The 14965-nt window shown below is 62.6% G+C and carries 12 protein-coding genes; 6 read left to right on the top strand and 6 right to left on the bottom strand.

Going from position 1 to position 14965, the window contains the following annotated elements:
• Window positions 1-31: 31 nt before the first annotated feature.
• From AC5I5I_RS06450 to AC5I5I_RS06440, 3 genes are all read left to right on the top strand, one after another.
• On the top strand, window positions 32-1009 hold the full coding sequence (locus tag AC5I5I_RS06450; RefSeq protein WP_495971052.1) for a DUF6282 family protein: 978 nt from the start codon (window positions 32-34) through the stop codon (window positions 1007-1009).
• A gap of 261 nt (window positions 1010-1270) precedes the next feature.
• On the top strand, window positions 1271-2320 hold the full coding sequence (gene pyrC / locus AC5I5I_RS06445; protein ID WP_495971050.1) for a dihydroorotase: 1050 nt from the start codon (window positions 1271-1273) through the stop codon (window positions 2318-2320).
• Between the two features lie 10 nt (window positions 2321-2330).
• On the top strand, window positions 2331-3629 hold the full coding sequence (locus AC5I5I_RS06440) for an amidase (protein ID WP_495971048.1): 1299 nt from the start codon (window positions 2331-2333) through the stop codon (window positions 3627-3629).
• 9 nt (window positions 3630-3638) lie between these two features.
• Here the strand turns inward: AC5I5I_RS06440 and AC5I5I_RS06435 are convergent, their stop codons facing one another.
• From AC5I5I_RS06435 to AC5I5I_RS06425, 3 genes are read right to left on the bottom strand one after another with little or no spacing between them, the layout of a single operon-like run.
• A complete protein-coding gene (locus tag AC5I5I_RS06435) occupies window positions 3639-5981 on the bottom strand; it encodes a xanthine dehydrogenase family protein molybdopterin-binding subunit (protein WP_495971046.1) in 2343 nt (780 codons plus the stop codon).
• A 14-nt stretch (window positions 5982-5995) separates the two neighbouring features.
• Window positions 5996-6955, bottom strand: a complete 960-nt coding sequence (locus tag AC5I5I_RS06430) for a helix-turn-helix domain-containing protein (RefSeq protein WP_495971044.1) — start codon at window positions 6953-6955, stop codon at window positions 5996-5998.
• A gap of 16 nt (window positions 6956-6971) precedes the next feature.
• Window positions 6972-7964, bottom strand: coding sequence for an NADPH:quinone oxidoreductase family protein (locus tag AC5I5I_RS06425; RefSeq protein WP_495971042.1), 993 nt, complete (start codon window positions 7962-7964; stop codon window positions 6972-6974).
• Window positions 7965-8196: 232 nt separating this feature from the next.
• Here AC5I5I_RS06425 and AC5I5I_RS06420 point away from each other — a divergent pair, with 232 nt between their 5' ends.
• Genes AC5I5I_RS06420 through AC5I5I_RS06410 form a run of 3 tightly spaced genes read left to right on the top strand, consistent with a single transcriptional unit; the run spans window position 8197 to window position 11836 of the window.
• Window positions 8197-9051, top strand: a complete 855-nt coding sequence (locus AC5I5I_RS06420; protein ID WP_495971040.1) for an FAD binding domain-containing protein — start codon at window positions 8197-8199, stop codon at window positions 9049-9051.
• Entirely contained in the window at window positions 9048-9530 is a 483-nt protein-coding gene (locus AC5I5I_RS06415; protein ID WP_495971038.1) for a (2Fe-2S)-binding protein, read from the top strand. The genes AC5I5I_RS06420 and AC5I5I_RS06415 overlap by 4 nt, the downstream gene beginning before the upstream one ends.
• Window positions 9531-9535: 5 nt before the next feature.
• Window positions 9536-11836 (top strand): xanthine dehydrogenase family protein molybdopterin-binding subunit, encoded by a 2301-nt coding sequence (locus AC5I5I_RS06410; RefSeq protein WP_495971036.1) that lies wholly within the window; start codon window positions 9536-9538, stop codon window positions 11834-11836.
• Window positions 11837-11850: 14 nt separating this feature from the next.
• Here the strand turns inward: AC5I5I_RS06410 and AC5I5I_RS06405 are convergent, their stop codons facing one another.
• From AC5I5I_RS06405 to AC5I5I_RS06395, 3 genes are read right to left on the bottom strand one after another with little or no spacing between them, the layout of a single operon-like run.
• Entirely contained in the window at window positions 11851-13353 is a 1503-nt protein-coding gene (locus AC5I5I_RS06405; RefSeq protein WP_495971034.1) for a tripartite tricarboxylate transporter permease, read from the bottom strand.
• 15 nt (window positions 13354-13368) lie between these two features.
• Complete coding sequence (locus AC5I5I_RS06400; protein WP_495971032.1) at window positions 13369-13818, bottom strand: tripartite tricarboxylate transporter TctB family protein; 450 nt, start codon at window positions 13816-13818, stop codon at window positions 13369-13371.
• A gap of 26 nt (window positions 13819-13844) precedes the next feature.
• Complete coding sequence (locus AC5I5I_RS06395; RefSeq protein ID WP_495971030.1) at window positions 13845-14819, bottom strand: tripartite tricarboxylate transporter substrate binding protein; 975 nt, start codon at window positions 14817-14819, stop codon at window positions 13845-13847.
• Window positions 14820-14965 lie beyond the last annotated feature (146 nt).

Here is a 14965-nt window from a genome sequence, read left to right as displayed (position 1 = left end):
CGCGACGTCAACGCAAGAAGGAACATCATCGATGAAAGCGCTGCCGCATGTGGGGGACAAGCGGATGATCGATATGCATGTGCATATCGGTCCCGAATTCCTGCGCCGCAAATACAGTGCCGCGTCGCTCGCGGAAGAGGCACGGCGCGAAGGCTTTGGCGTAGTGATGAAAAATCATTTTCAGCCGACGACCGGACAGGTCAGCCAGATCCGCCGCCCGGACGACAAGGTACCGCTGATCGGATCGGTCGCGCTGAACTACAATTGCGGCGGCGTCGACGACCATGGCGTGCGCGCGGCTTTGTCTGGCTGGAAGAGCGATGTCACGGCCTCCGATCCCGATCCGCAACGGTTCGTTGTGTGGATGCCGACCATGTGCTGCGAAGCGCATCTTCGTCTCTACAATCGCCGGGACATTTCAGTCGATTGGGGCGTGCTCCCGAAATACACCCGCTTCTTCGCGGAGGGGACGGGCTACACGCTCGACACCGGCGACAGCGACAAGATGGCGGCGCTGGATCGCGCGCTGAGCCTGATCGCCGAATACGATCTCGTGCTCGCGACCGGCCATTTCGATCGTGAAGAGACGCTGACGCTGGTCAAGACGGCGCACAAGAAAGGCATTCGCCGTATCATCATGACGCACCCGCTGTTTCAATCGACCGAGCTCGATCCGGAGACGATGGCGGAGATGTGGGAGAAGTACGGAGCCGTCAGCGAATTGTGCTTTGTCAATCTCGCGATGGACCACCTGACCTACGAACAATATATCGACGTCATCCGGACGGTCGGTCCGCAGGGTGTCATCCTCTCCTCCGATGTCGGGCAGATTTTTTCGCCGACCGTCAGCGACGCGATGAGGGAATTCTTCGGTGAATTCCAGAAGCGCGGCATCAAGGAAGACGAGATCGTCCAGATGTCGGTGATGAACACCAATCATTTGCTGTTCGATCCCATCGAGACGTTTGAAACTTCATCGGCGAAGGACCGCACCGCGGTTCCGGCCTGACGTCGCAAGGTCCAGCTTTTGACGGTGCGTCGGTTGGGGCTGCCCGACGGCGGCCGCTTGCCGGCCCTCGTGCGCGGCACCGTGCTCCAAAATTGGAACCGCTCCTTCGGCCCGGCCGCCAGGCATCTCCAAAACCCGATTAAACGGGCCAAATTCCCGCCGTTCCGCGCCGGTAAGCGTGTTCCAATTTTGGAATTATTCCTCTAAATGTGTATTGTGAGGCCTGTGTCCGGCCCGCCACCACACATTTCGAGGGGTTTCATGGTCGACCGCATCACGATCCGCAAGCCGGACGATTGGCACCTGCATGTCCGCGATGGCGACATGCTGCAGGCGGCCATTCCCCATACCGCGGAAAAATTCGGGCGGGCGATCATGATGCCCAATCTGGTGCCGCCGGTCGCCACGGCAGCGGATGCACGCGCCTATCGCGAGCGCATCATGAAAGCGCTGCCGAAGGGCAGCACCTTCACGCCGCTGATGACATGCTACCTGACCGATGACACGGATCCCGACGATGTCGAGCAGGGATTCAGGGACGGGGTGTTCACCGGCGTGAAGCTTTATCCCGCAAACGCCACCACGAATTCCGCGGCCGGTGTCACCGACTTCCGGAAAATCCGGCATGTTCTCGAGCGGATGGAGAAGGTCGGTATTCCGCTTCTGATCCATGCCGAAAGCGTCGATCCCGCGGTCGATGTGTTCGACCGCGAGGCGGTCTTTATCGAGCGCACCTTCGAGCCATGGACCCGCGAGTTTCCCGGCCTGCGCTTCATCCACGAGCATCTGTCGAGCAAGATCGGCTGCGATTTCGTCCGGTCGAAATCCGGTCAGGTCGGCGGCACGATCACGCCGTATCATCTGGAGCTCAATCGCACCGACTGGCTCGGTTGGGGTAACCGGCCCTACATGTATTGCATGCCGGTGATCAAGACCGAGGCCGACCGTCAGGCGCTGCGCAAGGCGGCGACTGGGGGAGAGACATGCTTTTTCCTCGGCACCGACTCCGCCCCGCATTCGATCCACAAGAAGCTGGCGGTGGTCGGTGCAGCCGGGCTGTTCAATGCACCGGTCGCGATCGAGACCTACGCGAAGGTCTTCGATGAGGAGAACGCGCTCGACAAGCTCGAGGGTTTTGCATCGCTGCACGGTCCGGCGCATTACAAGATGCCGCCGAACGACGGCACCATTACGCTCGAGCGCGTGACCTGGACCGCGCCCGAAGAGATCGTGGTGAAGGGGCCGGAAGAGCGAGCCCTGATCTATCGCGGCGGCGAGACCATCGAGTGGAAGGTCACCAGCGTCAGCTGAGGCACATCAGATGACAGACCTCAACCGGCTGTCCGCGGTCGAAGTTGCATCCCGCACGCGCTCGGGCGCGGTCAGTTGCGAGGAGATTGCGCGCGACTGTCTTGCCCGGATCGATGCGCGCGAGTCTGTCGTTAGGGCGTGGTCATATCTCGATGCGGACGCGGTGCTACGTCAGGCGAAGGCGTTGGATCGTGCGCCCAATCGCGGACCGCTCCACGGTGTACCGGTCGGCGTCAAGGATGTGATCGAGACGTTCGATATGCCGACGGAGATGGGTTCGCCGATCTATCGCGGTTACCGCACCATGTCGGATGCGTCCTGTGTCGCGATGCTGCGCGCTGCCGGGGCTCTTATCTTTGGCAAGACAGTGACTTGCGAATTTGCCGGGGTGACGGCGGGGCCGACGACAAACCCGCATGACCCACTGCGAACACCGGGCGGCTCTTCGAGCGGCTCCGGAGCCGCGGTCGCCGACTTCATGGTGCCGCTTGCTTTCGGCACCCAGACCGGCGGCTCGGTCCAGCGTCCGTCGTCGTTTTGCGGCATCGTTGGCTACAAGCCGACATTCGGTCTGATCAATCCGCAGGGCGTGAAGCCGGCGGCCGAAAGCCTCGACACCGTCGGCCTGATGGCGCGGTCCGTGGAAGACATCGAGCTGTCGGCGCGTGTCCTTACGAATGCGGCGCCTGTCTCATGGCTCTCCGAGGACACGCGGATCCGCATCGGTATCTGCAGAACCTACGCATGGGACAATGCGGAGCCGGCAACCCGTGATGCGATCGAGGACGCTGCGTCGCGTTTGGCACGAGCGGGCTTCCCGGTTCAGGATGCCGAACTGCCCGAGCGGTTCAAGGCGTTGCAGGACACGCGGGAGATCATCAACGATTTCGAGCGTGCACGCGGGATGGCCTGGGAATGGCAGACCCATTCCGAACAGATCAGCGAAGGGCTGGCGAAGAGCATCCGCAACGGGCTGGCGATGGACATGTCCCGCTATGTCGGGGCGCTTGAGAGCGTGGATGAATTCCGCCGGGAGATGACCGATGTGTTCGCGGGCGTCGATGTGCTGCTGACGCCAGCGGTGAATGGCGAGGCCCCGGCTGGCCTCGGCTATACCGGTCACCATGGCTTCCAGAGCATCTGGACACAACTGCGCACGCCGACGGTGACGCTACCGACGCATGCCGGACCGGCCGGATTGCCGGTCGGTATTCAGCTGGTCGCGCCGCGTTATGCCGATGTCCGCCTGCTGGCCGCAGCCCAACTGATCTTCCGGATTCTTGGTCGCGGGCCGGTGGTGAAGCTCTAGCAGCGGACATCAAGCGGCTTTTGCTACGGCCAGCATGTCCCACAGGTCGCGCGGCCGGATCGGAAACTGATTGATGCGAATGCCAAAGGGCGACAACGCATCCTCTACCGCGGACGCGATCGCAGCGGGAATGGGCAGGATGCCCGACTCGCCAATTCCTTTCACGCCAAGCGGGTTGAGCGGCGTCGGTGTTTCGCGATGTCCCAGTTCGAGTATCGGAATCTCGGACGCGGTGACGAGGAGATAGTCGGCGAGCGTCGTGGTGATCGGTTGAGCATCCTCGTCGTATCCCATCCACTCGTAAAGCGCGTTGCCGATCCCGTGCGCGATGGCGCCGACGATCTGGCCATCGGCAATCACCGGATTGACGATCCTGCCCGCGTCATGGATGAAAACGATGCGGCTGACCTTGACCGCTGCGGTCGCGATGTCGACTTCGACCTCGGCAATTGTCGAGCCGTTGCCGTAAGTCATCGCATCGATCACGACAGTTTCGGTCGCCTCCAGACCGGGGCTCAAATTGCCCGGCAGGACAAAGCCAGGCGCGCCCGACAGCGCTTTTGCGACCGCCCGCAGCGTCACCTTCACATCCGGCGCGCCCTTCACCGCGATCGTGTCGCCTTCGATATCGAGATCGCCAGCATCGACCTCCAGCATATGGCTCGCCGCGAGCAGCGCCTTGTCGCGCACCTTCAACGCCGCTGTATGCGCGGACGAGCCGGCCATCACGGTCTGCCGGCTGTTGAAGCCGCCGAAACCCATCGCGATCTTCCCCGAGTCGCCCGCGGTCACGGCGATCCGACCGATGTCACCGCCGAGTTGCTCGGCGACAATCTGCGCGATCATGGTCTTCGTGCTTTGGCCCATGGCCGCAGCGCCGGTTGCAACCTCGATCTTGCCGGTCGAGGTCACCCGGACCTGCACCTGCTCGTAGGGACCGCGACCGGTCGCCTCGACGAAGTTTGCGAGACCGATGCCGAGGTAGCGCCCGTCACGGCGTGCAAGCCGCTGGCGTTCTGGAAAGTCATCCCAACCGGCCTTCTGCAAGGCGTCCGCCTGGCAAGCCGGATAATCGCCGGAATCGAGCACGATCGGTATGCCGCCGCGCGTGACGAAACCCTTCTTGAACGGCATCTGGTCGGCCGGCACGAGATTGCGGCGTCGGATCTCGGCGCGATCCAGGTTTAGCGTCTGCGCCGCGCGGTCGAGCAGGCGCTCCATGACAAACACGCCTTGCGGCTGACCTGCGCCGCGAACCGGAGTCACAGGCACCTTGTTGGTGAGCGCAGCCTTCACGTCCATCGAAAAGGCCGGGATCACATAGGGCAGCGACAGCGAGGCGACGGCTCCTTGCGGCACGGTCAGGCCGCGCGCCGTGTAGGCACCGTGATCATGCACCAGCGAACCGCGGACTCCCAGAATCCGGCCATCGTCGTCGAACGCGATCTCGGCGTCCCAATATTGATCACGCTCCTGCGTGGTCGACAGGAAATGCTCTCGCCGGTCTTCGATCCAGCGAACGGGGCGCCCAGTGGCCACTGAGGCAACCGCGACCGCGGCTTCTTCCGGATAAAAAACCAGCTTGGGACCAAACCCGCCGCCGACGTCGGGTGCCACGACGCGAATGGACGACTCCTCGCGGTCCAGGACCTCGGCAAGAATCCGTGCGCCAACGAGCGGCGTCTGCGTCGAACTCCAGAGTGTCAGCATGCCGCCGACGGGGTCGCGATGCGCGAGACACCCTCGACCTTCCAGCGAATGACCGCATCCACGATGCGTCCAGAAGCTTTCCCTGACGACATGTGGCGCGGCTGAAAACGCCGCATCGACATCTCCGTAAGAGCTTTTGAAGGCGGCGACCAGGTTGTCGGAGGCGTCGCTATGCACCGTTGGCGCTCCGTCGCGCAGTGCATCACGACAATCGGCAGCGGCGGGGAGGGGATCGTAGCTGATGTCGACCAGCCCGGCTGCGTCTTCGGCGAGATAGGGATCCTCGGCGAGGACCAAAGCGATCGCTTCACCGATATAGACCGTCTCGGTATCGGCGAGGATCGGCCGGTCGCGTTGCTGCCGGTAGGTCTTGTCAGGCAGCGCGACAACCAGCCTGTCCATGACGGCGTGGGCGCGGATGTCGCTCGCCGTCAGCACCGCGACGACGCCCGGCACGGCCAGCGCGGCGGTGGTGTCGATCCCGTTGATCCGCGCGTGCGCGTAGGAGCTTCTCACGAAGGCGGCGTGCAGGATCCCGGGCATGCGGATGTCGGCGACAAACTGCGCCTTGCCGCGCAGCAGATCGTTGTCCTCGATCCGCGGTGTCGATGTTCCAATCGTCTTTGACGGGCCAGATTGCATTAATGGCTGCGCCGCTACATCAGGGCGCGCGGCTTGCGGGTGCCACGTGCGGCCGGCTTCTGACGCTGAACGAAATCGCCGTCGTCCGGCAGGGCATCGCTTTCTGCCAACAGGCCTTTGACGAGATCAGCGGCGGCCTGTCCCTTCAGGGCGCGGCCCCACATCTCGTCGATGGCCGCCTCGTGGAAGGCCAGCGCGTCGGGCGCGGAGGTGATCATCGCGACACCGACACGCACGTTCGGCTCGCCGCCGAGACGGAACGGGCTGAGGACCAGAACCTTGCGGTCGGGCTGACGGAACAGTTGAAAGCCCGTATGCGGAAGCGTGTCGGTCACGATGCCGATCTGCACGCCCATCGGCGGGTCCTCGAGCCGCTTTATGAAGTGCTGGATTTCCGAACGCGCGAGCGCCCTTCGCTGCACGACGACTTCTTCGGGCAGGCCCTTGCGGCCGATGAGTCCGTGATGGAGGAAGCGCTCGATTTCCATCGCCGACATGAGATTGACGATGGTGGGCCGCCGGCGCTTGTAGGTCGCCTTGCGCTCGCGCAGGATATTTATGATCTTTGGGATATCGCTCAGCGCGCGCTCTCGGTTGGCGACGTTCTTGGTCACATTCTCGGTCAGGACCTCTTCGAGCGTTTTCTCGAAGCTGTCCGATGCCAGCAGAAAAGAAATAGGGCCCGACAGCACCATGAGATGCTCCGAGCTCTCTTCGATCTGGCGCATCCTCTCAAAGTAGGTGACCGCGGAAGGGATATATTCAATTCCGACGCCAAGCAGGGTCGGAATCGAAACGCCAAGCAGCTCGGCCAGCCGCTCCAGTGTCTCGATCTTGGCGAGCTCGCCTTTTTCGAACCGATACAGGGCGGTACGGGAAATGCCGAGCTGGTTCGCAATCTCGTCGGCGCTCAGACCCGAGCCGAGCCGATAGGCCTTCAGGCGGTTTCCGATCTCATCATAACGGAACGCCATTGAAATCTCGCCAGAATCAGGGATGGGGTTCGAGTACGATACGGCCGGTTGCGCGCCTGTCCACGATATCTTGCAAGGCGCTGGCGAAAGCTTCAAGCGGATAGGTGACGGTTGCGGCGGGCTTGAGCTTTCCGGCCTCGTAGAGGGCGAAAATCTCGTCCATGCATTGCGCCATCAGGGCCGGCATGCGCTTTCGATAGTCGCTGACCTGAAGACCGCTGACTTCGATATTCTTGACCAGCAGGTAGTTCGCCTTGACGCTCGGGATGCGCCCGGCGGCGAACCCGATCACCACAAGGCGACCGCGCCAGGCGAGCGCCCGGAGCGCGGCGTCGAAGGCGTCGCCGCCGATTGGATCGATCACCACGTCGACGCCTTTTCCGCCGTTCTGGGCATGGACATCCTCACGCAACGCATCGCGGAGATTGTCTTTGGACAAATCGATAACCGCATCGGCGCCGGCTTCGAGGGCGAGGGGCGCCTTGGCGGCATTTGATACGCCGGCCAGAACACGGGCGCCCATCGCTTTGGCGAGCTGGACCGAGGCAAGGCCGACACCGCCGGTGCTGCCAAGGACGAGAACGCTCTCGCCGTCTTGCAGTCTGGCGCGCTCCCGCAAAGCAAACCATGAGGTATCGTATACCAGCGCCATCGATGCGGCTTCGACGTAGCTCATCTTCGACGGGAGCTTGAAGCAGGACTTGGCATCGACCGCGATCTTCTCGGCATATCCGCCTTGCTCCGCGAGGGTCAGCACCCGGTCGCCAATCCGGAGACCTTCGACCCCTACGCCCAGTGCCACGATCTCGCCCGCCGGCAATTTGCCCGGCGCGAAGGGGCGCTCGGGCAAAAACTGGTACTTGCCGGTCACCACCAGACTATCGACGTAATTGACCGCTGTCGCTTTTATAAGGACCAGGACTTGCCCAGGCGCAGGCACCGGGTCGGGCAATTCGCCAACCTGGTGGCTGGCAATGGGGCCGAACTCTTTGACGATCGCTGCGCGCATTTTATTTTTCCGCCAAAACTGCTATGTCATTTTTAGTACAAATCGCTGGCCAGTTGCAACCGGGACGGCGGGTCCCGGTCGCGTCTAATACATTAAGCCCTTATAATTCCATGCTTTACGCAACATTGGAAGTATGTAAGTCTGGCTCCGTCAAGTGTAGCAATAAGTTTACAAAACGGCTGCCAGTGCCTGCTCCGGGCGCGCGGCCGCCCTCCCAACAGGCCGACGCCCAATGAAGCCGGCACCTTTCAGTTACTACGCGCCCGCAACGGTCGACGAGGCGGTGACCCTTCTCGCCAAGTACGGCCCGGACGACGGACGAATCCTGGCCGGAGGGCAGAGCCTGGTGCCGACCATGGCGTTCCGTATGGCGCGGCCCACCCACCTCATCGACATCAACGGCATCGCCGAACTGGAGGCACTGGTTGTATCGGGCGACGTGGTGTCGATCGGGGCCTGCGTCCGCCACGCGGCCTTTGACGGCGATGCGTTGCCGGGCGCGACGGGGGCGCTGCTGCGCAAGGTCGTTCACAATATTGCCCATTACCCGATCCGGACGCGCGGCACGTTTTGCGGCAGCGTCGCCAACGCCGATCCGGCGTCCGAGTGGTGTTGCGTGATGGCGGCCCTGGATGGGCACGTGGTGGCGCGTAGTGAGCGTGGAAACCGCCGCATAGCAGCGGTGGATTTTTATCAGGGGATCATGACGACAAGTCTCGAGGAGGACGAACTCATCATCGCGTGTGAGTTGCCGATGCTTGCGGAGGGGACACGCACCGGCTTTGTCGAGCACAGCCGGCGCAAGGGCGATTTCGCTGTCGCCATGGCGCTCGTCACGTACCGTCTCGAAAACGGAGCGATTGCCGAGCCTCGCGTCGGCATCGGAGGTGCCGAGTCGCACGCGCGGCGTATGGCCGACGCCGAGGATTATCTACGCGGGAAAGTTCCGGGCGCGGACGTTTTTTCGGAGGCTGCCAAGCTGGCCGCGGCGGCCTGCGATCCGATCGAGGACATCAATAACACGGCCTCCTACCGGCGCGGCGTCGTGCGCACCATGGTGCAGCGCGCGCTGGAGAACGCGGCATGACCGACAAGATCGACATCACCCTGACTATCAACGGCGTGGATCATGCGGTTGCGGTCGAACCGCGACGCACACTCTGTGACGTCATCCGCGACGATTGCGGGCAGACCGGGACGCATATCGGCTGCGAGCATGGGGTGTGCGGGGCCTGCACCGTCCTCGTCGATGGCGAGCCCGTCCGGTCCTGTCTCATGTTTGCCATCCAGGCCAACGGCCGTGCGATCCGGACCGTCGAGGGGCTCGCCGACGGCGAAAAGCTGCATCCGATGCAGCAGGCGTTCATGCGCCATCATGCCCTGCAATGCGGATTTTGCACCCCGGGATTCCTGATGCTCGCTGTCGGCGCCCTGGAAAAGAACCCTGACATGGACGACGCCGAAATCGTCGATCTGCTGTCGTCGAACCTCTGCCGCTGCACCGGGTATGAGAACATCATCAAGGCGGTCAAGGCGGCTGCTGCGGAACTGAAAGCTGGCGCGTGACGTCCGTGCCGAAATCGTGGATCGGCGCTTCGGTCGAGCGGATCGAAGACAAGCCACTGGTGACAGGGCAAGGCTGCTTTGCGGGAGACATATCGTTTCCTCATCAGCTGCACATGCGGATCGTAAGATCGTCCTACGCCCATGGATCGATCAAATCGGTCGACGTCTCCGAAGCGAAAGCGGTCAAGGGAGTCGTTGCCATCTGGACGGCCGACGACATCGCCGACTTGCCGCCTATCGATTTCCGCGAAGGGCCGAATGAAAAGCTCGCGCCATTCAGGCAACCTGTCCTGGCGCGGGACAAGGTGCGATATGTCGGCGAGCCGGTGGCGGCCGTATTTGCGAACGATGCGTATGTCGCCGAGGACGCTGCCGATCTTGTGACGGTCGAGATCGAGGAGGACGATGCTGTCATCGACGCGTCGCTTCCGGTCTCCGAGTTCGCTGCAGGCTTCACGACCGAGCCGACGGTGTGCCGACAAGGCTACGGCGATATCGATCGCGCATTCCAGGACGCCGCGGCGAGCGTGGAGATCGATGTCTCGGTCGGCCGGCATTCGGGCGTACCTCTTGAGACGCGCGGCGCGATCGGGCGCTACGATGCGGCGCGTGACGTGCTCGAATTGCACGGCGCCGCCAAGGTGCCGCATCGCAATCGCGAGTCGCTGGCGCGAATGCTCGGCCGCAGTCCCGCCGGAATTCATCTGTTCGAGGCTCACGTGGGTGGCGGCTTCGGCGTGCGCGGCGAGATCTATCCGGAGGATATTCTGGTGCTGGTCGCGGCGATGCGGCTGCGCCGACCGGTAAAGTGGATCGAGGACCGCCGCGAGCACATGATCGCGGCCAACCATTCGCGGCAGCAGCGTCACCGCATTCGCGCGGCGGTCGACGCAGAGGGGCGGCTTCTCGGGATCGACGACGATTTTTTCCACGACCAGGGGGCCTATATCCGCACGCATGGCACGCGTGTCGCGGATATGTCGTGCGGGATCCTGCCGGGACCCTATCGGTTGCCGCATTTCCGCGTGAACGGGCATTTCCGGCTGACGAACAAGACACCGGCCGCGACCTATCGCGCACCCGGACGGTACGAGACCAATTTCGTGCGCGAACGGCTGATGGACGCCATCGCCCGCAAGCTTGGCATGTCGCGGATCGAGGTGCGCCGGCGCAACCTGATCTCGCCGGACGAAATGCCGTATGAGCGGCCGCTGACGGCGCTGGGCGACGAGGTCGTTCTCGATTCCGGACATTACGAGGGACTGCTGGACCAGGCGCTGACGCGTTTCGAATGGGACAAGCATGAACGCGACGTCCGCGAACGTCGCGCGTCAGGCGAATATGTCGGTCTCGGCATCGCCATGTATGTCGAGAAGAGCGGTCTCGGACCGACTGACGGGGTACGGATACACGTGCATCCCGGCGGAGATGTCGAGGTCGTGACCGGTGGCGCTTCTGTTGGTCAAGGCTTTGAAACCGTCATGGCGCAGGTCTGCGCAGACGGGCTTGGCGTGAATTATCGCGATGTGCGCGTCGTCCATGGTCGCACCGACCGGATCGAATACGGCATCGGCGCGCATGCGACCCGCGCGACCGTGATGACGGCCAACGCGACGGCTGTTGCCGCTGCCAATGTGCGGGCCAAGGCGCTCGATATGGCCGCGCAACTTCTCCAGACGGACGCGTCGACCCTGACGATACATGACGGCACCATCGTCCGATCCGATGGGAGCGGGCCTTCGACGACGTTGTCCGATATTGTGCATCACTTGAGGCCGGCATCGGGCACGCGGGGCACGCGCGAGCCAGGGCTCTGCGCCGATGGCTGGTTCACGACCGCGCACATGACTTATCCCTATGGCGTTCAGCTGGCGCTGGTGAAACTCGACCCCGGGACGGGGGCGGTCCAGATCGAAAAGCTGTTGATCGCGTTCGACATCGGATGCGCCATCAACCCGGCGCTGGTGCGCGGGCAGCTGGTCGGCGGGTTTGCGCAGGGGCTGGGAGGCGCCTTGTTCGAGGAGTTCCAGTACGACGAGCGCGGTCAGCCGCTCTGCGTCACCTTTGCGGATTACCTGATCCCTACGGCCCATGAGATGCCGCAGATCGATGTTCTGATTGCCGAGGATGCGCCGAGTGGATGCAATCCGCTCGGCATCAAGGGCGCGGGCGAAGGTGGCATTGCTGCGGGCGGAGCGGTGATCGCATCCGCCGTCGACGATGCGCTCGGCGGGAACGGAAATATCACGGCTCTTCCGATTACGCCGCGAATGGTGAAGTCGCTGATTGATTCCAGGCGGGCGTAACGTCAGCCGAGCGCCTATTCCTGCATCGCGACTTCGCGCGTCTTCTGAATCGCGGGAAGCGCGACCACAAGCAACAATCCGGCCGCGATGATGAGGAAGCTCAGACTGATCGGCTCCTGAACGAACACCATGGCGTCGCCGCGCGACAGGAGAAGCGCGCGACGAAGATTTTCTTCCATCATCGGACCGAGCACGAAACCGAGGATCAACGGCGCCGGCTCGCAATCGAGCTTGATGCAGACGTAACCAAAGATCGCAAAGAACGCCATGACGTAAAGGTCGAACACGTTCTGGTTCACGACGTAGGCGCCGATGCAGCAGAAGATGATGATGGATGGGTACAGCAACCGATACGGAACGCGCAGAAGCTTCACCCACATGCCGACGAGCGGCAGGTTCAGTATGACGAGCATCAGATTGCCGAGCCACATGCTCGCGATCAGTCCCCAGAACAGTCCGGGCCGGTCCGTCATCACCCGTGGACCGGGCGATATTCCGTGTATCATCATGGCGCCGATCATCATCGCCATGGTCGGGTTTGACGGAATCCCGAGCGTAAGCATCGGAATGAACGAGGTTTGCGCGCCTGCGTTGTTGGCGGATTCAGGAGCCGCGACGCCGCGGATGTCGCCCTCGCCGAAGTGGCGAGGCTTCTTCGCGACCTTCTTTTCGAGTGTGTAGGCCGCGAACGCGGCGAGCAGGGCGCCGCCGCCTGGCAGCACGCCAAGGATCGAGCCCAGACCGGTGCCGCGCAGGATCGCGGGAATGCAATGCCGGATGTCCGCCAGCGATGGCCACACCCGCCCGATCTTGGACTGCACGACCGTGCCGTTCGCTTCATTGCGGTCGAGGTTGCGCACGATGTCGGCCAGTCCGTAGATGGCCATCGACAGGGCGACGAACTCGACACCGTCGGCGAGACCGGTCATCTCGAAGGTGAAACGTCTGACGCCGGAATTGATGTCTGTCCCCACCAGCCCAAACATCAGTCCAAGGGCCACCATTCCAATCGCCTTGATCACCGAGCCGTGCGCCAGAACGATCGCGGCGACGAGTCCGCAGACCATCAGCGAGAAATATTCGGCGGGCCCGAACTTCAGGGCGATGGAGGACAGCAGCGGCGCGGCGACGAAGACGAGAATCGTCGCAACTGTGCCCGCGAAGAACGAACCGAGCGCGGCTATTCCGAGCGCCGGTCCCGCCCTGCCGGCGAGCGCCATCTTGTGCCCGTCGATGGTGGTGACGACCGAGGAGGCTTCGCCAGGTATGTTGACAAGGATCGCAGTGGTCGAGCCACCATATTGCGCGCCGTAATAAATGCCGGCGAGCATGATGAGGGCGGATTCCGGGGGCAGGGTGAACGAAAACGGCAGCAGCATGGCCACCGTCGTGACAGGCCCAATTCCGGGCAAGACACCCACAAGCGTTCCGAGCAGGACCCCCGCAAAGCAATAGAGAATGTTCGTGACGGTGAGGGCGACGCTAAAGCCGGTTGCCAGATTGGCGACGAAGTCCATCGGCGGCCTTTGATTCTACAAGGAGGGCCAGAGTGCCAAGGGCAGCTGCAGGGCGAAATGAAAAATGCCGGCCGAAAGGATGACCAGGGCAGCGGCCAGCAGCCCGATTTCGATCGCATTTGAACCGCGTCCGGCGAATGCCACCACGACGACGGTGATTGCGATGCTCAAGACGAGGCCGAGCGGCTGTATGCATAACCCAAACAGGACAACGCCAACGACAACGAGCAGGAGCGCGCGCAGCCCCCAATCCTCGATCGGCTCATCGCCATTGATCAGCGAACGGGCAATCAGCAGCAGCCCGATGGCTCCCAACAGAACGCCCAGCAGCAACGGAAAGTAACGGGGGCCCATCTCGCCGGACGAGCCCATCGCGTAATTTCGGGACACATACAGGCCGACGGCGGCGAAGCAGAGGAACATCACGCCGGACCAGAAGTCCTTGCCAGTCCTGACGCGCGACATCACAGCTCCGATCGGTGCGCGGAACGTCAGTTCTTCTTGATGTTCGCGTCGGTTATGACCTTGCGCCACTTTTCGAAATCGGCCTTCACGAACTCGGCTGCCGCCGCGGCGGTTGTGCCGCGCGGAGAAGCGCCGACCTTGGCAAAGGCCTCCTTGAGCTGCGGCTTTGCCAGCGCGACCGTGATTGCATCATTCAGCTTTGTCTTGACGGCGTCCGGTAGCCCCGCCGGTGCGAACACCGTCAGCCACAGATCGACGGAGAATCCTTTGATCCCGGCATCCGCAACCGTGGGCTTGTCGGCATAGACCGGATTTGGTGTGTCGCCGGTCGTGGCAAGTGCGACGACCCGGTTGTCGGAGGTGAAGGGCAGGGCACCCGCAATGCTGCTGAAGGAGAACTGGACCTTGTTCGCCATCATGTCGGTAAAGGAGGCTCCAATCCCCTTGTAGGGAATGTGCGTCGCCTGAATTCCCGTGATTTGCTTCAGCATCTCGCCGGACAGGTGCGGCGTCGTGCCGATACCGGCCGAAGCGAAGTTCAGCTTGCCGGGATTGGCCTTCGCGTAGGCAATGAACTCATCGAAGGTCTTCACATTCAGCCCGGGCGCTACCACCAGCACCAGTGGCGATGAACTGACGACCGAAATGGGCTCGAGCTGTTTGAACAGGTCGTAGGGTACGTTGTCCTGCAGGGTCGGATTGATGACGATGGCAGGATCCATCAAGAGCAGCGTGTATCCATCGGCGGGTGACCGGGCGACCGCGTCTGTTCCGACAATGCCGCCGGCGCCCGGCCGATTGTCCGCCACCACCGGCTGGCCAAGCACGTCGCCGAGATTTTGCGCGAGCGTTCGGCCGATAAAGTCAACGACTCCGCCGGGAGTGTAGGGGAGCACGAGCTTGATCGGCTTGGTCGGGTAGGTCTGCGCAAAAGACGAAGTCGCGGCAACGGCAAGCCCCACCACGGCAGCAATGGTGGAGATCCGAAGTCTGAACGCCATAGGATGTTCCTTTTTGCCGGATGTGTCAGCCTGACCTGCAGCCAGTCCGAGCGCGCGTCGTACCAATAACTATATTTGTACCAATATAATTACATGGCGCCGGAAGGAGCAAGCCGCAGGATGGGCAAATAGACGCCACGACTTGC

The sequence above is a fragment of the Pseudorhodoplanes sp. genome, from assembly GCF_059499825.1.
This window is presented reverse-complemented; position numbering and strand designations above follow the sequence as displayed.